The following is a 22,628-nucleotide window of genomic DNA, read 5'->3' on the forward strand; positions in this document are numbered from 1 at the left end:
AACCGCTCTCGCGCCACCGCGCCACACGCACCCGCCATTGCTCCTCTCGCTCCTTGTTCCCCATCACCATCTCCATCTCCAAAAGTCGGAGTCTGGGCAAACCGATTAAGGTTTTGAAGATGGGCGGGCTGGACGCTTACTGTCTAAGGCTGGCGGGAGCTGGTATGTCGACCATTGCTTTCAACGAAGGGAAGTCTGACGGATGTACCATGAATCGGCGTAGCCAAATTGTGTCTCCTGCGACAATATAATTCAAGGTGCCAAGCACCGAGCCAAAAAATGCACCTCGGTCGGCGCTCAGCGCGCCCTTCGGCAACGTGGCAACGTGGCAACGTCGGCATATAGCTTGATGTTCATGGAAGCATTATATGACGCCAACAGAGCGATGTCTTCCCGAGTTGGCATACTTATTTTTTCTCCTGTGACTTTTCTTAAAGATAGCGGGTTACTGACGGCGGCTTCTAGCCGATAGCAGGCTCAGATCAGCAGTCGCAACCAGCCTGGCGCTACCGTTTAAATTGATATCGGCCGCTCAAATATTGCTACCACTTTCTCTACCGATTTTCCGCCCTTTATTAGCTCAGGTAAAAGTATCTGTACCAAACGCCAACCATCTTGGGCTTCTCTATTTAGGGTTGGCGTAAGGTCAGGTAATTGCGGAGCCGCTGTGGATAGCATGTTGTTTTTTGGAAAATGTGCTACAGCTAATTCTCACAACCTCGAACAGTTATGCATATACCGGGAAACAATAGCTGCTCTCCACGTAATTTTCTACCGGAGTGTCCGACTAGAAAAATCACTTTCCTACGTAAAGCGCCATTGGCTGTCCGGCTTGCTGAAATACTGTTCTGGATAATTTGCGCTTCATTGTGTAGTTGGCCGCGTTTGGCGAAGGTCTCAACCCGCGCCAACTGCAACACCTCAGGCGTAGAAGGCGAGGCGGCAGTTCAGTCCATCGGCGACGGAAGCGGGCGTTGGCCTGATGATCCGACTTTTCGCTGACTACTACAACCGTCCCGGCAATCAGTGCACAGCTCGAGATGAGCCACCTGTCGGCGGTCACGTGTGGGCAAGAGCTGAGTTCATCGGCAGACAAGCGAAACATCGAGTCGCCGACTTGAGCTTTGCTACCGGAAACATATCATATGGTTTCCTCAATTCAAAAATACGACAGTAAAGAAAAATATAAAATAAATAATAAAAATCCGCTAGCATGACCACTCAGGTATTAATTGATACCCCTTCGTAATGGAGCAAGTCATGAACAGAAATCTTCGTGTGTTCGCTGTGCTTCTGTTTAGCGTGATAACTAGTGCGGCACAGGCTGTTGCCAATTACACCTTTTCTTACACTTGGTCGCAAGGTGACATCATTACCGGCAGCTTCATTGGTAACGCTGTTGGCAACGTGATCAACGACTTGACGAACATCTCATTCGCGCTCGACGGTGTAGCCGTAGCTGGCCCAATATATAGCGCAGGTGACGATGCGGGATTGGTTCCCGCCGTCGCCTCGTTCGATGGTAAGCAGAATCAATTAGTATTCTTCAACAACGATTTCACAAGCTACTTCCTCTCCGTAGATGCAGGCAATGTCTACGGTCCTCCGGGCACTAATTTGTTTGGTGTACATGTCAAAGGGGTTGGAGACGCCTGCGACAATTACACCGGCAATGCAAGCCCCGGCTTTACCTGCACTGGCTTCATAGGATCTACGACGCGCTGGACGGTTAGCGCAGTTCCAGAACCGAGCTCTGCACTTCTGATATTCGCTGGCTTGGGGTTGTTCGTTTGGTGCCGCCGAAATACGGGCAGCTAATCGCGCGCTTCTTCAAGCCCCGCAGCAGAGCAGCTATGGCTGTCCGCAGCCGAAGGCAGTCCCCCTCCCTATAGCGCTTGCCTTCCCCTTATCCAGGGCCGTTTTGATACATTAACGACAACGGCTATCGCCGTCCCCCAGCAGAAGCTAGTAATAAGTGGGGGAATCAAAACGCCACCCGCGCCTTCCCAGTTTATGTACCGCCCCGGCGTTGCCAGCGTATTCGCTAGCGGCAGCGCAATGACTAAGACAACCTGGTCTAGCACACCTCGTTATACACAACTCAGCTTGCCAACATCCCCATCTCTCGTAGCGTCCTGATCGTCTGAACGGAGACATGAACATCGCTCAGCCCCTTCCAGATCGTCTTCACGCCCGGCTCTCCATCGCCTTTGCGGGCGAGGAATCCGCCGACGCGCGCGATCATGCGCAGCACCTCATTCAAACGCGGCGCGGGCGGTGGCACGGCCTTGTTGAGCAAGTAGGCCGCCTTGATTTCATCGGGGTCGAAGAACAGCTGCGCGTCCAGATCCGGGCAGGTGCGTCCCATCCTCATCAGGTGCGCGATGCGCCAGGACACCACCAGATACATGGCCAGTGCCCGTTCGATGCGTTCGATCGCCCCCAGTTGCAGCTCCTCGACCTGGCAACCGTTCTTGAGGACATTGAACAGGATCTCGATTTCCCAGCGCGCGCGGTACCAGTCGATCAGTTGCGCGACCTCCTCGGCCGTGGTCGCGGCACGGTTGGTGAGCAGGCGCCAGGCTTGACGCCAGCGGGCGCACCGACCTCGCGCGCCACGATGCAGGTCGCGCCGACGCTCTCGCCTTTGCCGGCCGGCAGTTCGACGTGCCGCGCCCACAGTTGCTGGCGCACGGTGCGCGCCTTGACGCCCGGCCGCGCCGCCAAGGCGAACTCGATCTCCCCCAGCGCCGCGCCATGCGTCGTGTGCGCCCACAGCGTCGCGCCCTCCGGCAGGCTGCGGTCATGCGCGGCGCGCACCAGCCAGTTGACCGGATTGCCCAGGTCCTGCGCCCGTTGCATCAGCGGCAGCAGGTCCGCCTCGCGGTCGGCGACATACACCAGGCGCGTGCCCGGCATCTGCGACGCCAGTTCGGCCAGCCTTTCATAGCCTTCGATCCAGCGCAGGCTTTCCTTCGACCCGGCGCGTCGCCCCTGCGTGTCGCGCGCCTCGCGCGCCCACATCCAGGCATCGAGAATACCCAGCGGCTCGCGCGCCGTCGTCACGGCGTAGGTCGGATGCAAGTACATGCCGCGCTGCGCCTCGTAGCTGAGCGGCCCGAGCCCACGCGCCTGCTGGCCGTTGAAGTTGAGCTCCGTCGTGTCTTGCAGACACAGCACCACCGATTGATCGGCCATGCGTTGCTCGGTGGCGCGCCAATGCGGCTCGAGGATCGCTTGCCAGTCGACGCTGGCGTTGTCGAAGAACCGATACGCCGCCACCGTCTCGCCCCATCCATCGCATGCCTTCGGCACGCTGGCCGTAGGTTCGGACGCCATTCTCTCCATCAATATCCTCGCTCGTCGGTTCAGGCGCGCGTCGCCCAGATCGAGGTGTTCAAATTCCGACTCCGTCCATGCTGCCGATCTGTTTGCCAATTGCGCCACGCAAAAGACGAGAGTAAACGCGATTTCGGCAAAGTTTACAAGGGCATGGCTAACTCATTGAATCGAAAGGCGAATTTTTTATGCCCACGGCCAGCAGAGGGACTTGTGTATAACGAGGTGGGTCTAGCAGCGACCATTTTTCTTTGTTCTTGAAACCTAACCCGAGCCCCCACATAAGTCAGTGGTCCCAGCCATACTACCGCAGTTACAACAGCATGCGTCATCGCGTATTTAGCGACTGTCATCAAACCACGTAATCGGTTTCTCATACCCATGATGCACCTCATTATTGACTGGCAGCTCTTGGCCGGGAGTGGTCGATCATGGCCGAACGCAGCTGTCGGCCTTCAGGATAGCAGCTTGCTCACCTGCAAAACTCACGAATTCTCACTTCGGGCTGAAGCCGCAGCATTGCGGCCGTTAAACAACGCGAAACGCCACCATAAAAATGTTAGCTAAAGCGTGGAGCACCTCTTTTAAAGAATCGCTCTGCTCTCAATAAAAGCCGCAAACATAGTAGTGAAGTGCTATAGGCTATACGCGCCGCCATGAACGGCGGACGTGGCGTTCTGTTTAATCGCGATCCATTGATTTATCATTGATGCAACAACCCAAACCCCACGCCCGTGATTGCGACCGCTGTCCCACCAATTAATGGTATGAGAACTCCGGCAAGTCCCGCTAGCGTTGCGCGCTGCACTCGTCTAAATATGGTCACATCGTAGGCGACGGCAAGCAAGACCAGAAGAATCATTCCCGCTATCGCAAATATGGGCGCGGCGGCAAGTCCCAGCCCTATCGCTGGCCAAAATGCGAAACGAGCGAAGGCGGGTCCGATAATTGCCAATGAAGCGAAGAAGATCAAACGGTGATGGGCGACCCAGCGGTGTCGGAATACTACACCCGCCGTCACAAGGATTACGAAGGATACTAAACTCATGAAGTTGCCCCAGACGAACATATTTTCGGGGCTTCGTGCTGATGATATTTGACGCGCAACGTTCAAGTTAACCTGTACTCCACTAGCAATAACGCATGCCACAACAGGAATAACGAACCACGCGACTCGGACATGCCACCGGCGCTGCGCCTTTATCATCAACACTCCCTGCAACACAACGATTCCGTACCATGCGCTTAACGCCATCCCATGCAATAACAATACGAGAGGTAATGGCTGGGTGAGGAACAGGCTGCGCAGATAAAAAGTTCTCCCGAACCCAATCAAGACTATGCATAGAAGAACAAAATGGGCGAGTAAAAAAATCCTGTTTTCCTTCAGAGGTATCGTCATTGCGGCTCCAAGGTCATTTTCTATTTTATCAATTTGAAAAAGTTTTAATGCCACCATTAGCTGGCCCGGCCGCTCACCAAATTATTAGCAGGATAACATCTTTTTCGGCCGATGAACCGAGCCATGCGGGCGCAGCGACACGAAACGAGGAATAAGTTAAATTTTTCTTGCCAACTGGGCGAAACGACATATACTTGATTAGTCAAGCATCTATCAAACACAAGGCAATCACATGGAACACCGATCCCACATCAGCGGTACGGCGCCGATCAGCCCCGGCCTCGACTTCACGCTGCGGCTGGCGCGCGCGCAGGCGGCGACCGTGCGCCGGCTCGACGCCTCGCTCGGCAGCAATTACGGCATCAGCTTCAGCGACTTCATGCTGCTGTACTACCTCGACCGCGCGCCCGGCGGCCGGCTGCGTCGCGTCGACCTGGCCGAACGCCAGGGGCTGACCGCGTCCGGCGTCACCCGCACCCTGCTGCCGCTGGAAAAAATCGGCCTGGTCAGCCGCCAGCCCGATCCGCGCGACGCCCGCGTCGGCTACGCGGCCATCACGGCGACCGGCCAGGAAATGCTCAACAATGCCATGGTGACGGCGCAGCAGATCAGCGCCGACCTGCTGCGCGGCTGCCCGCCGGACCAGGTGGCGGCGATGTCGGCGCTGCTCGGGCAACTGGCCGGCATGAACTCTTCCAACACCTGACGCAGCCACTCCCAAAAACAGAACGAGGTCACGATGTCCAACGATGTAAAACTCCAGCGCGCCGCGCTGATGCGCAATCCGAATTTCCGCTGGCTGCTGGGCGGCGGCGTGATCTCGATGCTGGGCGACCAGATGACGATGATCGCCCTGCCCTGGCTGGTCCTGACGCTGACCCACGATGCGCTGGCGCTCGGCCTGACGATCGCGGTGATGAGCATCCCGCGCGCCGTCTTCATCCTGATCGGCGGCGCGCTGGTCGACCGCTATTCGCCCAAGCGCGTGCTGATGCTGACCAAGTTCGCCAACGCCGTGCTGCTGGCGATGCTCACCGCGCTGACGCTGAACACCCACCCCACGCTGACGATGACGCTGGCGATGACGCCGCACGTCACGCTGACCATCCTGTACGCGCTGGCGCTCGGCCTCGGACTGGCGCAAGCCTTCGGCATCCCGTCGGGCACCTCGATCATGCCGCAGGCGATCGCGCCCGAACACCTGCAAGGCGCCAACGGCATGCTAATGGGCTTGCGCCAGTTGTCGCTGCTGGCCGGCCCCCTGCTGACGGCGGGGCTGATCGCGCTGGCCGGCGACGGCGGCAACGGCACCGTCGCCAACGCGCGCGGACTGGCGCTGGCATTCGCCTTCGACTGCTTCAGCTTCCTGCTGTCGGCGTGGACGCTGTCCCACGTCACCGGCCTGCGCACGCCGCCGCGCGCCGACGACCAGGGTGTGCTGCGTTCCATCGGCAGCGGCTTGAAGATGGTGTGGGACGACCACGCGCTGCGCACCTGCTTCATTTACTGGGGCGTGGTCGCGCTGTTCATCGGCGGCGCCATGCAAGTCGCGCTGCCGGTGCTGGCCAGCGAACGGCTGCACGGCGCCACCTCGCTAGGCTTGCTGATGGCGGCCAACGGTTGCGGCACCCTGATCGGCATGGCCGCCGCCGCGATGGGCGGCGCGCGCCTGCGGCTGGCCAGCTTCGGCGCCACGATACTGCTGATCGACGGCCTGGCCGGCCTGCTGCTGATGCCCTTCGGCGCCATCACCGCCGCGTGGCAGGGATGCCTGCTGCTGCTGACGGTAGGCGTGCTGTCGGGCTTCATGCAGATCGCCGTCTTCACGTGGATACAGCGCCGCGTGCCGCCGCAGATGATGGGCCGCGCCATGAGCCTTTTCATGTTCATCTTCATGGGACTGGCGCCGTTGTCGGCCGCCGCCGCCGGCTGGCTGCTGACGCGGCTCACGCTGACGCAGATGTTTGCCTGCGGCGGCGGCCTGCTGGTGCTGTTCGCGGTCGGCGCCGCGCTGTTCTCGCCGATGCGCCGCATCGCTTATGCCTCGGCGCCGGCCGCGCCGACCGCCAAGCCATCGAATCGGGAGTCGACATGAACCGCCATCGTCAAGCCGAGCTGAAAACCGGCTACAAACTCAATCCGCCCGACGCCGGCGTCATCGCCATCACGCACCGCGCCAGCGGCAAGGCGCTGATCGACAGCAGCCGCAATCCGCAAGGACTGCTCAACCGCCACCGCGCCGAACTCAAACTGGGCGGCCACCGCAACGCCGCGCTGATGGCCGACTGGAAGCGCGACGGCGAAGCGGCTTTCGATTTCGCCGTCGTCGCCAGCCTGCCGCCGCCATCCGATCCGGCCGTCGACGCCGACGCGGAACTGGCCAAGCTGCTGGCGGCGCGGCTGAAAGGCTGCCCGCGCGGCGCGGCCAACTCCTATCTTTGACTTATTTTTGTCAGCCGCCCGCCGCCGCCCGCCGGCTTAGCCAGTCGACGCGGGTCATGGAATGCAGGGCCACGTCCGAGCCATCCCACTGTTCGATGGCCTTGAACGTCATGCCGAGCCGCGTCATGACCCGCGCCGAGCCGGCGTTGTCGGGATGGCAGATGGAGCACAGCAGCTCCGCGTCCAGCACCTCGAAGGCGTAAGCGGCCATCGCGTTCGCCGCCTCCGATGCGTAGCCCAGCTTCCATTTGTCGCGCCGCAGACGCCAGCCTATCTCCAGCGGATTGGCCTCATCCTTGCCGAGATACTGGATGCAGCCGGCGCCGACGATGTCGCCGCTCTCGCGCTCGAAAAAAGTCCACCACGAGAATCCCCACGCGGCCCAGCGCGTGCGCACACGTTCAATGCTGGCCGCGGTTTCTTCGATGGTCTCCGGCCGGCCGAGAATAAAGCGCATCACTTCCGGGTCGCTGTTCATCGCGTGCAGTCCGTCGAGGTGCGGATAATCCATCGGCTCCAGCCGCAGGCGCTGCGTGGTAAGGATCGTCATTGGCCGTTTCCTATGTTGGCGCTCGGGCGGGGCAGCAGGTAAATCGCGTTCTGCCGGCCGTCGATGTAGCGGATGCCGGACGCGTCGAAATACGCATCCTCCTCCAGCATGATGCTGACCGGTTTTTTCCATTCCGGGATCGTGGAGCTGGAACTGAGCTCGATCGAATACGCGGTCCGGTAGCGCAACGCTTCGTCGCCCGTTCCCGGCACGCCGCCCTGCATGTCCCACATGCCGATGTACGGTCCGGCGGCGTGGCCGTGATAGCCGATGGGGTGCGAATAAATTATCGGCGCGATGCCTTCGCCGCGCGCCTGCGCCAGCGCGCCGGCCAGCATTTGGTTACCGCTGCGGCCTTCCTTGAACTGGGCCAGCAGGATATCCTGCAGGCGCCGGGTCTTCGCGAACTCCTTTTTCAAGCCGGCCGGCGCGTCGCTCTCGCCGGGCTTGAGGATGTAGGCATGTTCCTGGATGTCCGTGTTCAAGCGCAGATAGGTGATGCCGATATCGACGTGCAGCAGGTCGCCGGGAAGAATCACGTCGGTGTCCGCGGCGTCGGCGCCCTGGCGCTGGATTTCCACCGATGGATGGAACCAGGTGTCGTAGCCCAGGTCCCGGATCTTCTGGCGGAACCACCACACCACGTCCTCGTTGGTCGTGACGCCCGGCGTGATGACGCGCTCCGAAAAGCCTTCTTCGATGATCTTGTGGGTGGCGTTAACCAGCTGCGGATAGATCTGCATTTCGCGCTCGGTGCGCGTTTCCAGCCAGCGGATCGCCAGCGGTTCGGCCGACACCACGCGGCTCTTGAACTGGGCCGGCAGCATCTGCATCAGCTCCGTGTAGTCGGTCTGATCGAGGCCGTCGGCGTGGTTGAAATTGCGCGAGATATCGACGCCTATCTTGGCCGGATTGCGCGCGCGGATAATGTCGAGCAGCGCATCCCACTGGTTGGGGAATTTCTTCACGTCCCACGCCGCCGCGATGCTGGTGCCGACGTTGTAGCGCGCCACGGCCAGTTTTTCCAGCGCCGGTTTTTTCGGATCGCGATAAAACACCAGTATCGTGCGGCGCCGCGCGTTGAGCCAGTCGGCCGGCAGCATCGTCTTCATCACCGGGTCTTCGTTGTATTCGCGCGAGACGACGATCCACATGTCGATGCCGGTGCTGTCCATCAGCGCCGGCAGCAGATGGTCGAAGCGGTCGGCCAGCAATTCGTCGACGACGCGGGCCTGGTCGCGCACGGAGAGCACGTCGGCCTGGCTGGTGGCGGTCAGCAGCAGCGTCACTAAGAACAGGATGATTTTCATATCGGGGCTGTGAATTAAATGAGAGGCCCTTAGATAGTGACGCCGCATTACAACTAAGTCAACTCCGCGCGCGCCGGCCGCCAACCGTTATTTTTTGAGACGTAAAAAACCCGGCGAGCTTGCGGCGCCGGGTTTTCACTTTACTTCAACAACTATCAGGTGTTCTGCGAGAACAGCGCCTTGCGCGTTTCGTCGTCGAAATCGGCTTTCAGCGTCAGTTTGCTTTTCAGTTCGTGCGCGCGGATCGCGGCGGGACGGGCCGAAATTTCGGCGACCAGGCGCTGAACGTTCGGATAATCGGTAAGACCTGCTTCGCCCAAAATGTAGCCGGCGAAGCTGGCCCAGCCCCACAGCGCCATGTCGGCGATGGTGTAGTGGGCGCCGGCCAGGTAGGCCGACTGCGCCAGGCGCTCGTCGAGGATGCGGTAGTGACGCTGGACTTCTTTCAGATAGCGCGTGCGGGCATACGGCAGCGCTTCCGGCGCATGGTGCAGGAAGTGCACGGCCTGGCCCGAGAACGGCGACAGGCCGGTGGCGATGAACTGCAACCACGACAGCATGGCGGCCTTTTCGGCTGGCGTGATGGCCATGAATTTGCCGTGCTTCTCGCCCAGGTACAGCAGGATGGCGTGGGAATCGAAGACGGCGACGCCTTCGTCTTCGATCGCCGGAACCTTGGCGTTCGGGTTGACCTTCAGGAAGGCCGGCAGGTGCTGCTCGCCCTTGAAGGTGTCGACGCCGATCAGTTCAAACGGCGCTTGCAGCTCTTCGAGCATCAGCGCGGCTTTCATTGGATTCGGCGAAGTATGGAAATAAAATTTCAACATGATGTGTCCTCGTTTGCAGTGAAGTGGAGTGGAGTGGAGTGGCGATGAAGTCATCATAAACAGCACCATGCCCTTTGCCGTACAATGAAAACACTGAACTCGTTCGACAGGATGGAACATGTTATCGGAACAGGAATTGGCCTTGCTGGAGGCGATCCGCGACAGCGGCAGCCTGTCACGCGCGGCGGCGCGGCTGGGTCGGGCGACATCGTCGGTATCGCACGCGGCGCGCCAGCTCGAATCGCGCTTCGACGCACTGCTGTTCGACCGCCGCAACTACCGGCTGCAACTGACGCCGGCCGGCCAGCTGCTGGCGTCCGAGGCGGCGCGCCTGATGCTGGACGTGTCGCGCATGACGCAGCGCGTGCGCCAGGTCGCCAACGGCTGGGAGGACCGGCTGTGGATCGTCAGCGACGAGTTGATCGAGTTCGAGCTGCTGCTGCCGGTGATCGACGCCTTCGACGCCCTCGACTCCGGCGTCTCCCTGCGCTTCACCCACGAGGTATTGGGCGGCACGTGGGAGGCGCTGCGCGACGGCCGCGCCAACCTGATCGTCGGCGCCACCAACGAGCCGCCCGCCATCGCCGGCCTGGGATGGTTTGAACTGGGCGTGATGGACTGGGTGTTCGCGGTCGCGCCGCGCCATCCGCTGGCCGCCGTCGCCGGCCCGCTCAAGCGCGCGCAGATCGCCGCGCACCGCGCCATCGTGGTGGCCGATTCGGCCCGCGGCAGCAGCGCCGGCCGCGCTTACGGCATCGTCGGCGGTCAGAGCGCGCTGGCGGTGCCGAATATGCGGGCCAAGATCCTGGCCCAGCGCAAGGGGCTGGGCGTGGGCTGGCTGCCGCGCCAGCGCGTGGCGGCGCTGCTCAAGCGCGGCGAACTGGTCGAAAAAGCCACCGCCGACCAGCGCGAGCCGAACACGCTGTACGTGGCCTGGCGCAGCGAACATGAGGGCCGCGCCCTGGAATGGTGGGTCGACAAACTGCGCCAGCCGCGCCTCGCCAAAAAGCTGATGCGGGGGCTGGACCTGTACGCCTAACGGGGCAAATCGCGGCCGACGGGCGCCGAGTCAGCGCGGCGAGTCACTTTTGCGCTAAAATTGACCCTTATGTCTATCAATCCCCTAACCTTTTCGACTGGAGCAATACGATGAAATGGGCCGTAGTCTGCATTTATTTACTGGGGCTCTGCCACATTCATCTGCGCGGTCGCGCGCGCCTGCCGCTGGGCCGGCAGATGTTCGACCACTCCACCTTCATGGCGCCGCTGAACATGTTCCTGCACTTTTTCTCGAAAGTGCCGCCTACGCCTTACTTCAAGCCGCAGGACTTTCCCGACCTGGCGCCGCTCCAGCAAAACTGGCAGGTGATCCGCGAGGAAGCGGAAAATCTGCTCAAGCTGCAAAAGATCAAGGCCGCCGAAAAGAACAACGACGCCGGTTTCAATTCCTTCTTCAAGTCCGGCTGGAAGCGCTTTTATTTACAGTGGTACGGCGCCAGCCATCCCTCGGCTGAAGTCCTGTGCCCGCGCACGGTGGCGCTGTTGCGCAGCATTCCGTCGGTGAAGGCGGCCATGTTCGCCGAGCTGCCGCCGGGCGCCAAGCTCAATCCGCACCGCGATCCGTTCGCCGGCTCGCTGCGCTACCACCTCGGGCTGTCGACGCCGAACGACGACCGCTGCTTCATCGAAGTCGACGGCGAGCGCTATAGCTGGCGCGATGGCGAAGCGGTAATGTTCGACGAAACCTATCTGCACTGGGCCGCCAACGAAAGCGGCGGCGACCGCGTGATCCTGTTCTGCGATATCGAGCGTCCGATGCGCTACCGCTGGGCGCAGGCGATCAACCGCTGGCTCGGTAACAACATGATGGCCGCGGCCAGCTCGCCCAACGAAAGCGGCGACCGCACCGGCATGATCTCCAAGCTGTTCCAGGTCTCGTGGGTGATGGGGAACTACCGCCGCCGCTACAAGGCCTGGAACAAGACCGCGTACAAGGCGACCAAGTTCGGCCTGATCGCCGCCGTCGTGGCGCTGATCGTCTGGGCATAAGGCCTCCCGCCCCTGCTGGCGCCGCGCCACAAATGTGGTTAGAATGTGGCGCAACGTATAATGCCATTTGAGCAGCATACTGTAAGCGCGGACTCCATGCAGAAGACTGACACCATCGGCAATTTCATTGATCACAGCAAGCGCTATGCGCATGTTGTGATTTTTGCCGTGCTGCTGGCCTTCATCGTGCAGCTGGTCGGCGCCGGTTCCCACCACCACGCCTACACCGACGACGGCGCCGATTGCGCCGCCTGTCAATTCCAGCATCACCAGCCGAACGGCCTGCCGCCGGTGGCCGCCGCCGTCGAACCGGCGCCGCTGCTGGTCGCCTATGTGCGGCATGTCTTCAGCGTCCACGTCTTCCTGGCGCAACCGAGCCATCTGATCCCGCTGTCGCAGGCGCCACCGCGCGCCACCGCCGCCTTCTGACCAGCCGCCGGCGTCGATACGCGTGCCCGTGAAAACGGGCGTACCTTATCGGCGCCGGCACCGTCCTGACCCAGGCTTATCCAACGCTGCGCAGCGCCGTAACCGGCCATGCGCCGCGCTACAGCGTTTCGACGCCAGTATGCTTCATACCTCGCCCCCCACCCGCCCACGGTCTCGCCGACCTGGACTGATGCCTCTCGTTCGCCGCCGCTCGCCGTGGCGCGCGCTGACCGCGCTCGTCACGATGCTGGCGTTCGCGTTGGCGCTGGCGCTGGCCGCGAACCACCACCACACCACGGCGTTGGAGGAGGACTCCTGCCTGGCCTGCGGCGTCGCCAGCCACCAGATCAGCGCCGATCCGCCGCCGCTGTCGGTGGCGCCGGTACTGGTGCTGCTGCCCTACCGCGTCCTCGTCGCGGCGTATCGCCTGTGCCTGTACCGCATGCCACGCCTGCTGCCGCCATGCTGCGGGCCGCCGTCGCGGGCCTGACCGCGCATCCGCATCCGCATCACATTCGCATCCAGAAAAGATCATCGGGGCCGCCGACGGCGCGCCTCCCCATGCACCACTTTCGAACGAGGTTTTACATGCAACGCACTCCAACCCTGCGCACCCTGCCGCTGATACTGGCCGGCCTGTTCGCCGTCTCCGCCGGTGCCTCCGCCGCCGACAACGCCGCAAACACCACCGCCACCGCCGTTGCCAACACCGCCGCGCCGGACGACGCCAGCGCCGCCGCCATCGACGCCAACGCGCCCATCCAGCAAGTGGAAGTGAGCGGCGCACACCTGAAAAGCGCCCGCACCGAACTGTCGCCGAAGGTCGGCACCACCGTCTACACCATCGACAAACACATGGTCGAAACCCTGGGCCAGGGCGACGACACACCGTTCAACGAAGTCCTTTTGCGCCTGCCCGGCGTGTCGCAGGACTCGAAGGCGTCCGGTTCCATCCACGTGCGCGACGACCACGGCAACGTCCAGTACCGCATCAACGGCGTGCAGCTCCCGGAAAGCATCACCGGCTTCGGCCAGTCCATCGACACCCGCCTGGTCGACCAGATCGACTTCATCACCGGCGCGCTGCCGGCCCAATTCGGCCTGCGCACGTCCGGCATCGTCGATGTGCAGACCAAGGAAGGCGGCAAGTCGGGCGGCCGCGTGGGCGTGCTGGTGGGCGGCCACGATTACGTCGAGCCGAGCGCCGAGCTGTTTGGCCACAACGGCGCCTTCAACTACTACCTGTCGGCCAGCCACCTGTCCAATAACCTCGGCATCGAAAATCCGCTGCCGACATCGAGCGCGATCCACGACCAGACCAGCCAGAATAAAACCTTCGGCACCCTGTCCTACTACGTCGACGACAACACGCGTTTGGGCCTGATGTTCGGCAGCTACCAGGGCCACTTCGGCATCCCGGACAATCCCGGCCAGGCGCCCGGCTTCTCGCTGGCCGGCGTCAGCGACGCCGCCGCCGGCACCAGCGCGGTGGCCTCGTCGCAGCTCAACGAACAGCAGCAGGAGACCAACCGCTTCTTCGTGCTGTCGCTGCAAAAGAGCGTCGGCGACCTCAATTTCCAGGTCTCGGCCTTCCACCAATACTCCGAACTGCACTACCTGCCGGACGCGCTGGGCGACTTGATCTACAACGGCGTGGCGTCCAACACGCTGCGCTCGAACCGCTCCAACGGCGTGCAGTTCGACGTCGGCTACAAATTGAACGAGCAGCACACCGTGCGCGCCGGCCTGGCCTACACCCGCCAGACCAGCAGCAGCGACAACAGCGTCGGCGTGTTCGCCACCGACGCCGCCGGCAACCAGATCAGCGCCACGCCGACGACCATCGTCGACAAATCCAGCAAGGTCGGTCGCCTGGCCAGCGTCTACGTGCAGGACGAATGGCATATCAGCGCACCGCTGACGCTGAACTACGGCCTGCGCTTCGACAAGGTCTCGGCCTACGTCGACGAGCAGCAAGTGAGCCCGCGCCTGAACCTGGCCTACAAGCTCGATGCCGACACCGCGCTGCACGCCGGCTACTCGCGCTACTTCACGCCGCCGCCGCAGGAACTGGCGTCGCAGGCCAGCATCAACCTGTACGCCAACACCACCAACGCGCCGCAGGTGGGCACGTCGGACAACGTCAAATCCGAACGCACCCACTACTTCGACGCGGGCCTGGGCCACACCTTCAATTCGCACTGGAGCACCACGGCCGACATCTACTACAAGCGCATCTCCAATCTGCTCGACGAGGGCCAGTTCGGCCAGGCGCTGATCCTGTCGCCCTTCAATTACGAGAAGGGCTACGCCAAGGGACTGGAGCTGGCCGCGATCTACAACGACAGCCATTGGGGCGGCTTCCTCAACCTGACCACGCAAAAGGCGCAGGGCGAGAACATCATCTCGGGACAGTCCCTGTTCGCGCCGGACGAACTGGCGTACATCAAGAACCACTACACCTTCGTCGATCACGACCAGACGTACACGGTGTCGGGCGGCGCGCACTACCATTTCGGCGAATCGCAGATCAGCAGCGACTTCCTGTACGGCAGCGGCTTGCGCAACACGCCGGACGGCGCGGCGCCCAATTCGGGCACGCTGGCGCACTACACGACGGTCAACCTGTCGCTGACGCACACGTGGAAGACGCAGTTCGGCAAGGTCGATGGACGTCTGGCGATGATGAACATCTTCGACAAATCGTATCTGCTGCGCGACGGTTCGGGCGTCGGCGTCGGCGCGCCGCAGTACGGCCCGCGCCGCACCATGTACGCCGGCCTGTCGACCAGCTTCTGACCGGCGGCTGAAACCACGGCCGCCGGACGCGTGTTTTTATCGCGTGCAGGCCCGCGCCGGCGGCCAGGTTTCGCCGGCGCGTTCTCACCGTTCCACCACAGTGCGGGCAAATTGCTTGATGCCGGATCACGAACATGCCACAATGGTCCTCCGGTCTGAGCCCTTTCTGGAGTCTTCATGTCCTTGTCACCAATACCTGCCCTGCCTTCTTTGATGCCGATGGCCGCGGCCGTGATGGAATACTGGACCGACGCCTGGCAGCGCACGATCCTGACCATGGATGTGCTGCGCGAACGCGGCAACCTGTATGAGGAACACGAGGCCTCCGGCAAACCGCCGGTGCTGGTGTTCGACTACGAAGTCATCGTCGACGCCCGCAAGCTCGAACGCCCGGCCAACTACGCGCTGGCCGCCATCAAGCCGCCGGCCGATTGCGTGCCGACCGATCCCCACAAGCGTCCCTTCGTCGTCATCGACCCGCGCGCCGGCCACGGCCCCGGCATCGGCGGCTCGAAAATCGACAGCGAAATCGGCATCGCGCTGAAACAGGGCCACCCCTGCTACTTCGTGATGTTCTATCCGCAGCCGGTCGACGGCCAGACCATCGAATGCGTGACCGAGGCCGAACGCGTGTTCCTCGCCAAGGTCAACGAACTCCATCCCAACGACGCCGGCAAGCCTTTCGTGATCGGCAATTGCCAGGGTGGCTGGGCGCTGATGATGCTGGCGGCGCTGTCGCCGGAACTGGTCGGCCCCATCCTGCTGGCCGGCTCGCCGATCTCCTACTGGTCCGGCGTCGAGGGCAAATACCCGATGCGCTACAGCGGCGGCTTGATGGGCGGGACCTGGGCCGCGTCGTTCGCGGGCGACCTCGGTAACGGCAAGTTCGACGGCGCCTACCTGGTCAACAATTTTGAAAAGCTCGACCCGGCCAATACGCTGTGGAACAAGCCCTATGCGCTCTATTCCAAGGTCGACACGGAGCGCCAGCGCTTCCTCGATTTCGAGCGCTGGTGGGGCGGCCACTTCCTGCTCAATAAAGAGGAGATGGAGTGGATCAGCCAGAATCTGTTCGTCGGCAATCGCCTGGCCGCCGGCGAGATTTATCACGACGAGGGCAAAACCCAGATCAACCTGCGCAATATCCGCTCGCCGATCGTCGTCTTCGCGTCCTGGGGCGACAACATCACGCCGCCGCAGCAGGCGCTGAACTGGATACCGGACGTCTACGCCGACGCCGACGACATCCGCGAAAACGAGCAGACCATCGTCTACTTCCTGCACGAGCATGTCGGCCACCTCGGCATCTTCGTCTCGGCCGGCGTGGCCAACCGCGAACACACGGAGCTGGCCTGCGCGCTCGACCTGATCGACGTGCTGCCACCGGGCCTGTATGAAGCCATCATCACCGACACCTATCCCGACATGCCGGGCCTGGAATTCGCCAGCGGCCGTTACGTGATCCGCTTCGAGCCGCGCGAAGTGGCGGACATCCTGGCGCTCGACGGCGGCCGCCAGGACGAGCGCCCCTTCGAGGTGGTGCGCCGGGTGGCGCAGGTCAACCAGTCGCTGTACGACACTTTCGTCTCGCCGATGGTGCGCGCGCTGGCCACCGAAAACAGCGCCGCCATGATACGCAACCTCAATTCGGCGCGGGTGGACCGCCATCTGATCTCGGATAACAATCCGTTCATCAAGGCCATCGCGCCGCTGGCGGCGCAGGTGCGCGCGCAGCGCAAGCCGGTGGCGCCGGACAATCCGCTGCTGAAAATGGAGCAGCAGGCCAGCGCCATGATCGCGCAGTCGCTCGACCGCTACCGCGACCAGCGCGACGCTGCCAGCGAGAAGATGTTCAAGGCGATTTATGAGTCGCCGCTGGTGGCGGCCATGGTCGGCCTGAAGCCGGCGGCCGAGGCGGGGCCGGCGCGCGGCCGCACCCGCGAGCAGGTGGAGCTGCTGGCCTTGAAGCGCGCGGAACGCGACACCTGGTATGAGCGCGGCAGCCAGGAATCGGGATTTTTGCGCTTGCTGATTTTTGTCGCCAGCGGCGTCGGCGTGGTCGACAAGCGGCCGTTCGACGGCATCCGCCACCTGATGCGCGAACGGGGCCTGGACAAGACTATCACGCTGGCGCAGCTCAAGCACGCCGTCAACCTGCAAACCTATCTGGTGCGGCAGGACGAGGAGCGCGCGCTCAACGGCCTGCAATCGCTGCTGCCGGAAGCGGCCCAGCGCAAGCTGGCGCTGGAACTGGCGCACCAGTTGCTGGCCATGGGCGGCCCGATCAAGGACGAGAAATTGCAACGCCTCCAGCGCGTGGCGCAGATTTTGAAGGTGGAAGCGCCACTGCGCGCGGTGCGCTGAACGCGGCGTCTGGCAGCGCATGGCGGGGCGGCCCGTCGATGCCGCTGATGGCCATCGGCGACGCGGCCGCCGCGCCGTCGATGACCATGTGCGGCACCGATGCCGACGTGCTCACGCCCATGTCCGCCAGCCGCGCCATCATCGCCAGCAGCACCGCCTGCTGGCTGTCCATGAACTTGGCGTAGCCCGGGTCCAGCACGTAGTACACGATTTCATATTCCAGCCAGTCGGGATCGAGCGACTTCAAATGGGCGCGCTCGAAGCGCACGTCCGCCTGCCGCGCCACGACTTCGCGCAGCATCGCCGGCACGCTGGCGGCGGCATCGGGCGTGGTCGAGGCGTTGACCTTGAGCGTGAACTGCACCCGCCGCTGCTGCATCCGTTTGAAATTGCGCACCGTGTTTTTCAGCATATCCGAATTGGCCATCACCACCTGCTCGCCGCTGTCGGCGCGGATGCGGGTGGTCTTCAGGCCGACCTGTTCGACCGTGCCCGACACCGCGTTGATGCTGATCGCGTCGCCGACCTCGAACGGTTTGTCGATCGCGATGGCCATCGACGCCACCAGATCGCCGAGGATGTTCTGCACCGCCAGCGCCACCGCGATGCCGCCTATGCCCAGGCTGGCGACGAAGGTGGTGACGTTGATGCCGAGATTGGACAGCAGCGCCAGCACGAACACGATCCACACCAGCGCCTCGACCAGCCACACGATCAGGCTGTGGGCCACGCTGGCCGGCGCGTCCGGCTGCAGCGCGTGGCGCTGGAAATAACGGCGCGCGCTCAGCACGGCGATGCTGTCGGCGTACAGCGCCAGTTGCAGGCCGACCGTGATGAACCACAGCTGGTGCGCGCGCTGCTCCCATTGCGGCGGCAGGTCCAGCATGGCCGCGCCCAGCAGCGCGCAAATGACGGCCAGCGCCAGGTTGCTGGTGCGTTCCAGCGCCTGTTCGATCAGCGTGCTGATGGTGGTGTGCGCGTCGACGCGGCGCAGCTGCGCCAGGCGCGCGCACAGCAGCATCAGCACGCCGCGCGCGAGGCCGAACGTCAACGCCGCGACGCCGGCCGCGATGGCCAGCTGCTCGACATCGATGCTGGGCAGGCTGAAAAAATGCGGCAAGATCAAAAGCCGGCCTCCACTCAATTAGCTGGCGGCGCGCGCGCCGGTGGGCGCGCAAACGCTGGCGGCATCCGCTGGCTGGGGCGCGGCGCAGCTTGGCGGCGGCGGCGCGCTCAGCGCCTGCGCATGGAGCGAGCCGCTGACGGCCAGCGCGGCGATGGTCGATACGGTGAACGATACGATAACAAAAAATGGGCGGTTCATGGCGGGCCTGTTCTTTTTGTGCGCTGCGACCGTTGATACGGATGAGTTCTCATGATGCCGCCCGTCTTGCATAAACACTATCGGAGGGCTTCGGCCGGTCTTGTAGGATGAGGCTTACAGAGGTCGCCGCGCCGTTCAATCGAGCGCGCAGAAACCGGCGAATTCACTTAAGGTAGAGAGGTCGCGCACCGTTGCGCGGCATTTTCAGGAGTATGGGAAGTCATGGAAAATTTGAATACCGACTATCGCATCATCGTGCATACCGAAACCGAAACCTCGATCCCGTGGCCGGAAGGCACGCCGGCGCCGCTGGTGGGCGACACCGTCATCTTCCGCGCCGGGCCGGACGCTTTCGGCTTCGTCGTCCAGCACCGCATGTGGGACGTGGGCCTAGACGAGCGCCTCGGACGCCAGACCGCCGTGCTGATCATCACCGGCCAGTCGCAGGCGGTAACGCAGGAACGCCGCGCCGTCGTGCGGCCGCTGCCGATCTAAGTCGGTGACGGCCGCGTTCTGAAAGAAGGCTTCAGCTGCGCGGCTGACGCGTCAAATCGCGCCCGTCAATATTCCGGCGCGCATCCTTGGCCCGCAGGTCGGTGCTCACGCCCAGCCGCGCCTCGTCGTTCAACAGACGCTGCTGGCGTTCACGTTCAAGCTCGCGGTCCAGGCGGGCGGGGTAGGCTTTGTTTTCGGTACGGATGGACATGCTGTGCTCCAGGGTTCTATAGTAAAAAATTCTGCCGGCGCGCGCCGCATCAGCGGTTGCGCAACTCGCGCTGACGCAGTTCGCGCTGGCGCAGATCGAGCCGCATGCCGTCGCGTTGCAGCGCGCCGAACGTGGCGCAATAACTGGCCGCGATCGCACTTAACACCAGGGCCACCGCGGCCCAGATGATGACGTCGGGCACGCCGAAATCTTGTTGCGACTGTTGCGACTGTTGCGACGCTTGCACTTGCTGCTCCTGCTGTACGGGGACCGCCGCCAGCGCGTGACCGCCGGCCTGCTGCGCGGCCATCGGCAGGGCCGCCGCCGTAGCCGAAACGGAACCGAATCCGATCATGTCGCCGACGACGGCGCGCGCGCCGCCGCTCACTGCCAACGCCATCATCAGCGTCGCCGCGACCCACACCTTCACCACATTCGAGCGGTCGCCGGCGCGGCGCTCGTCGTTATACTCGTCATGCGTGCGCTTGCCGAGGCGGCCGACCAGGTAGCCGCCGAGGGCGCACACCATCAGGTGCAGGCACAGCAGCAAGAACACCGACATCGCGCCGACCGTCTCATCCTGCCCCGTCACGTGCGAGAACGGCGACATGCCCGCCACCGCGCCCAGCGTCGCCATGCCGGCATACAGGGCGCCGGCCAGCAGGATCGCGTACAGCACGGCACGCGAGCGCTTCGGCTTGGGCGCCGCACCTGCATCGTCGACAAAATTGTGAAGCTGGTCGATGTGGGGTGCGTACATAGTGTTCTCCTGTGGCGGTTGATCGTACCGAATACGGCGCAACACGTTGCGGTCTTCGGTGGTGGATTCGTTAGCCATCAGGATCGCAAAAACCGGGCTGCATGTATGTACGGAAACGCACTCAACGCGGCTGGGGTTTTTTGCAACACATTATCCTTGCATCATTATGGCACCGACGCTGGCACCGTTCGACCCATAATTGCCGCCAAGACGCCGACGTTGTATTTTCCACTCAATGGCGATGGCCGACGCACCGTTATCGCGCGCGCCGCTAGACATGTTTCTGTGGCATCACATCAGGTAGTGAATTCACTTTCGATACTAAGTCGATGAATCTAAAAGAGTGTTTTTCCAGGGCCGCGAAATGGCCGAGCAGCCGTCCTGACGCCGCCGATGCTGTGCGGAAAATAGGAATTTATTTTTATTTTATTTTTCCATTTCAGCTATTTTCTTCTCGCGTCGGCGGTGCTATCGTGAATTCGTCACTCCATGGAACTTCACTTGAAAGAGTATGCATATGGAACCGCGACGACACGACCGACACGATGTACAGGCGATGCTGCAACTGCTGAGCGAATGTCCGCTACCGGGCATGGCGCCGCTGGAAATCCACGGCGCCAAGGCCCTCGGCTACGCGCCGCAGGAGGACTATCTTTTCCATGGTCACAAGTACGTGCTCGACGCCGAGCGGGACGTGCTGGTGCGGGAAGATGTCTACAGCTGGATCATTTCACGCCGCAAAAAATCCGAATTCGCCAACTGACCCCTTCGCGGCATGCCGTTCGCGCCGCCGCACAGCAGTCCACCACGCATCGGCCGGACCACATCCGGCTGATGCGTTTCCGCATGCGCCGCGTCTTCCGCGGTCAATGACATAAACGATATAAACGATATAAATTATATCGTTCTGAACTCATCGTTACCCCTCGTCGCTCCCGCCTCGTCGTTCCCGCCCCCTCGTTTCTTCCGCTCTCCGAAAGACAACATCGCAATGATTTTTTCATAATAATTATTTGCAACATTTTTGATTGCAAATTATAATCATTATCATTTGCGATCACTACATGACTCGCACCACCTTTCCTGCCGAGCAATGCACACTTCCTTCGTTACCGTGCCCCGACTGCTCCCCTCCCTTCTGATACTCGCCCTTAGCGCCTGCGGTGGCGGCGGCGGCAATGCGCCCGCCGCCGTCGGCACGGCGCCGGTGATCGATGTCGCCCTCAGCCCGGCCGCGCAACTGGGCCAGCAGATTTTCAAGGATGCCTCGCTGTCGGCCTCCGGCAAGCAGTCGTGCGCCACCTGCCACAATCCGGACCACGCGCACGCGCCGGACAACGCCCTGGCGGCGCAGCTGGGCGGCATCGACGGCGACGTCCAGGGCTTCCGCGCCGCGCCGTCGTTGCGCTATCTGAACCAGAACACCGCCTTCTTCTTCGCCAAGGACGGCACGCCGACCGGCGGCTTCAATCGCGACGGCCGCGCCGCATCGCTGGCCGACCAGGCCGGGGTACCCTTCCTGGCCGCGCACGAAATGGCCAACGCCAGCAAGGCCGACGTGGTCGCGCACCTGAAGAACGCCGGCTACGCCGCGCAATTCCGCGCGCAGTTCGGCGCCGCGATACTCGACAATCCCGACCAGGCCTTCAGCCGCATCGGCTACGCGCTGCAGCAGTATCAAATGGAAGACCCGGAGTTCCATCCCTTCGACTCCAGGTACGACGCCTTCCTCGCCGGAAAAACGCCGCTCAGCGCGGCCGAGCTGCGCGGCCTGGCGCTGTACAACAATCCGCTCAAGGGCAATTGCATCGGCTGCCATACGAGTGCGCGCGGCGCCGACGGCTCGCCGCCGCTGTTCACCGATTTCAGCTTCGACAACCTGGGCGTGCCGCGCAACAGGAAGCTGTCGGCGAACGCCGATCCGGCCTACTTCGACCTCGGCCTGTGCGGCCCGAACCGCACCGACCTGGCGACGCGCACCGATTTGTGCGGCGCCTTCCGCGTGCCCAGCCTGCGCAACGTCGCCACCCGCAAAGCCTTCTTCCACAACGGCGCCTTCGACAACCTGAACGACGCGCTGCACTTCTACGTCCAGCGCGACACCAAGCCGGAGCTGTGGTATCCGCGCGCCGCCGACGGCAGCGTCGACAAATTCAACGATCTGCCGCCGGCCTATCGCGCCAACGTCAACACGCTGGAAGTGCCCTACAACCGCCAGCCGGGCATGGAGCCGGCGCTGTCGGACAGCGAAATCGCCGACGTCATCCAATTCCTCGGCACGCTGACCGATGGCTATAAAACCACCCCTTAATTTTTCAGAGCAGAGA

Annotated in this window: 23 protein-coding genes and 1 pseudogene; 13 read left to right on the forward strand and 11 right to left on the reverse strand. The window is 62.6% G+C overall.

All coding sequences use genetic code 11. The features are described 5' to 3' along the window. Window positions 1-136 precede the first annotated feature (136 nt). Together Q0S71_RS27435 and Q0S71_RS27440 are read right to left on the reverse strand one after the other, a co-directional pair. Complete coding sequence (locus tag Q0S71_RS27435; protein ID WP_367185315.1) at window positions 137-316, reverse strand: DinB family protein; 180 nt, start codon at window positions 314-316, stop codon at window positions 137-139. Between the two features lie 197 nt (window positions 317-513). Beyond that, window positions 514-678 (reverse strand): DUF4177 domain-containing protein, encoded by a 165-nt coding sequence (locus tag Q0S71_RS27440; RefSeq protein WP_367185316.1) that lies wholly within the window; start codon window positions 676-678, stop codon window positions 514-516. Between the two features lie 582 nt (window positions 679-1,260). Here Q0S71_RS27440 and Q0S71_RS17790 point away from each other — a divergent pair. After that, window positions 1,261-1,818 (forward strand): PEP-CTERM sorting domain-containing protein, encoded by a 558-nt coding sequence (locus tag Q0S71_RS17790; protein ID WP_295998711.1) that lies wholly within the window; start codon window positions 1,261-1,263, stop codon window positions 1,816-1,818. A gap of 283 nt (window positions 1,819-2,101) precedes the next feature. Here Q0S71_RS17790 and Q0S71_RS17795 read toward each other — a convergent pair. Beyond that, window positions 2,102-3,438, reverse strand: a pseudogene (locus Q0S71_RS17795) (IS4 family transposase). A gap of 604 nt (window positions 3,439-4,042) precedes the next feature. Beyond that, window positions 4,043-4,798 carry a hypothetical protein gene (locus tag Q0S71_RS17800; RefSeq protein ID WP_295998712.1) on the reverse strand — a complete coding sequence of 252 codons (756 nt, stop codon included), beginning with the start codon at window positions 4,796-4,798 and terminating at the stop codon, window positions 4,043-4,045. A 175-nt stretch (window positions 4,799-4,973) separates the two neighbouring features. On the opposite strand from Q0S71_RS17800, the gene Q0S71_RS17805 reads away from it, so the two are divergent. The 3 genes from Q0S71_RS17805 to Q0S71_RS17815 are packed head-to-tail and all read left to right on the forward strand — an operon-like array spanning window position 4,974 to window position 7,183. Next, complete coding sequence (locus Q0S71_RS17805; protein ID WP_295998714.1) at window positions 4,974-5,447, forward strand: MarR family winged helix-turn-helix transcriptional regulator; 474 nt, start codon at window positions 4,974-4,976, stop codon at window positions 5,445-5,447. Between the two features lie 33 nt (window positions 5,448-5,480). Continuing rightward, window positions 5,481-6,836 (forward strand): MFS transporter, encoded by a 1,356-nt coding sequence (locus Q0S71_RS17810; protein ID WP_295998717.1) that lies wholly within the window; start codon window positions 5,481-5,483, stop codon window positions 6,834-6,836. Further along, complete coding sequence (locus Q0S71_RS17815) at window positions 6,833-7,183, forward strand: GIY-YIG nuclease family protein (protein WP_295998721.1); 351 nt, start codon at window positions 6,833-6,835, stop codon at window positions 7,181-7,183. Before Q0S71_RS17810 ends, Q0S71_RS17815 begins: the two co-directional genes overlap by 4 nt. 10 nt (window positions 7,184-7,193) lie before the next feature. Here Q0S71_RS17815 and Q0S71_RS17820 read toward each other — a convergent pair whose 3' ends face one another. The 3 genes from Q0S71_RS17820 to Q0S71_RS17830 all read right to left on the reverse strand — a co-directional run bounded on the left by Q0S71_RS17820 (window position 7,194) and on the right by Q0S71_RS17830 (window position 9,870). After that, window positions 7,194-7,733, reverse strand: a complete 540-nt coding sequence (locus Q0S71_RS17820) for a GNAT family N-acetyltransferase (RefSeq protein WP_295998724.1) — start codon at window positions 7,731-7,733, stop codon at window positions 7,194-7,196. After that, window positions 7,730-9,043, reverse strand: a complete 1,314-nt coding sequence (locus Q0S71_RS17825; protein ID WP_295998726.1) for a M24 family metallopeptidase — start codon at window positions 9,041-9,043, stop codon at window positions 7,730-7,732. The genes Q0S71_RS17820 and Q0S71_RS17825 overlap by 4 nt, the downstream gene beginning before the upstream one ends. Window positions 9,044-9,198: 155 nt before the next feature. Beyond that, the gene (locus Q0S71_RS17830) at window positions 9,199-9,870 is read right to left on the reverse strand and encodes a glutathione S-transferase N-terminal domain-containing protein (protein ID WP_295998729.1); all 672 of its coding nucleotides are present in this window, start codon (window positions 9,868-9,870) and stop codon (window positions 9,199-9,201) included. A gap of 118 nt (window positions 9,871-9,988) precedes the next feature. On the opposite strand from Q0S71_RS17830, the gene Q0S71_RS17835 reads away from it, so the two are divergent. The 6 genes from Q0S71_RS17835 (at window position 9,989) to Q0S71_RS17860 (ending at window position 17,511) form a co-directional block, all read left to right on the forward strand. Beyond that, window positions 9,989-10,909, forward strand: a complete 921-nt coding sequence (locus Q0S71_RS17835) for a LysR substrate-binding domain-containing protein (protein WP_295998731.1) — start codon at window positions 9,989-9,991, stop codon at window positions 10,907-10,909. 110 nt (window positions 10,910-11,019) lie between these two features. Then, window positions 11,020-11,919: a lipid A hydroxylase LpxO gene (gene lpxO, locus Q0S71_RS17840; RefSeq protein ID WP_295998734.1), complete on the forward strand. Its 900-nt coding sequence runs from the start codon at window positions 11,020-11,022 to the stop codon at window positions 11,917-11,919. 96 nt (window positions 11,920-12,015) lie between these two features. Beyond that, window positions 12,016-12,348, forward strand: coding sequence for a hypothetical protein (locus Q0S71_RS17845; protein ID WP_295998739.1), 333 nt, complete (start codon window positions 12,016-12,018; stop codon window positions 12,346-12,348). A 190-nt stretch (window positions 12,349-12,538) separates the two neighbouring features. Next, window positions 12,539-12,838 carry a hypothetical protein gene (locus Q0S71_RS17850; RefSeq protein ID WP_295998742.1) on the forward strand — a complete coding sequence of 100 codons (300 nt, stop codon included), beginning with the start codon at window positions 12,539-12,541 and terminating at the stop codon, window positions 12,836-12,838. A 98-nt stretch (window positions 12,839-12,936) separates the two neighbouring features. Further along, a complete protein-coding gene (locus Q0S71_RS17855) occupies window positions 12,937-15,147 on the forward strand; it encodes a TonB-dependent receptor (RefSeq protein WP_295998745.1) in 2,211 nt (736 codons plus the stop codon). A gap of 177 nt (window positions 15,148-15,324) precedes the next feature. Beyond that, a complete protein-coding gene (locus Q0S71_RS17860) occupies window positions 15,325-17,511 on the forward strand; it encodes a DUF3141 domain-containing protein (protein WP_295998748.1) in 2,187 nt (728 codons plus the stop codon). Here Q0S71_RS17860 and Q0S71_RS17865 read toward each other — a convergent pair. Then, entirely contained in the window at window positions 17,432-18,637 is a 1,206-nt protein-coding gene (locus Q0S71_RS17865; RefSeq protein WP_295998750.1) for a mechanosensitive ion channel family protein, read from the reverse strand. The two genes, Q0S71_RS17860 and Q0S71_RS17865, sit on opposite strands and share 80 nt — an antisense overlap. Window positions 18,638-18,655: 18 nt before the next feature. Further along, the gene (locus Q0S71_RS17870) at window positions 18,656-18,835 is read right to left on the reverse strand and encodes a hypothetical protein (protein WP_295998752.1); all 180 of its coding nucleotides are present in this window, start codon (window positions 18,833-18,835) and stop codon (window positions 18,656-18,658) included. 222 nt (window positions 18,836-19,057) lie between these two features. Here Q0S71_RS17870 and Q0S71_RS17875 point away from each other — a divergent pair, with 222 nt between their 5' ends. Then, the gene (locus tag Q0S71_RS17875) at window positions 19,058-19,330 is read left to right on the forward strand and encodes a hypothetical protein (RefSeq protein ID WP_295998754.1); all 273 of its coding nucleotides are present in this window, start codon (window positions 19,058-19,060) and stop codon (window positions 19,328-19,330) included. Between the two features lie 31 nt (window positions 19,331-19,361). Here the strand turns inward: Q0S71_RS17875 and Q0S71_RS17880 are convergent, their stop codons facing one another. Both Q0S71_RS17880 and Q0S71_RS17885 read right to left on the reverse strand, forming a co-directional pair. Then, window positions 19,362-19,541, reverse strand: a complete 180-nt coding sequence (locus tag Q0S71_RS17880; RefSeq protein ID WP_295998757.1) for a hypothetical protein — start codon at window positions 19,539-19,541, stop codon at window positions 19,362-19,364. A gap of 49 nt (window positions 19,542-19,590) precedes the next feature. Beyond that, complete coding sequence (locus Q0S71_RS17885) at window positions 19,591-20,301, reverse strand: hypothetical protein (RefSeq protein WP_295998759.1); 711 nt, start codon at window positions 20,299-20,301, stop codon at window positions 19,591-19,593. 517 nt (window positions 20,302-20,818) lie between these two features. On the opposite strand from Q0S71_RS17885, the gene Q0S71_RS17890 reads away from it, so the two are divergent. Then, the gene (locus tag Q0S71_RS17890; protein WP_295998761.1) at window positions 20,819-21,064 is read left to right on the forward strand and encodes a hypothetical protein; all 246 of its coding nucleotides are present in this window, start codon (window positions 20,819-20,821) and stop codon (window positions 21,062-21,064) included. A 351-nt stretch (window positions 21,065-21,415) separates the two neighbouring features. Beyond that, on the forward strand, window positions 21,416-22,612 hold the full coding sequence (locus Q0S71_RS17895; protein WP_295998765.1) for a cytochrome c peroxidase: 1,197 nt from the start codon (window positions 21,416-21,418) through the stop codon (window positions 22,610-22,612). The last annotated feature ends 16 nt before the right edge of the window (window positions 22,613-22,628 follow it).

The organism is Rugamonas sp. (assembly GCF_025354735.1).
Classification (GTDB): domain Bacteria; phylum Pseudomonadota; class Gammaproteobacteria; order Burkholderiales; family Burkholderiaceae_D; genus Rugamonas.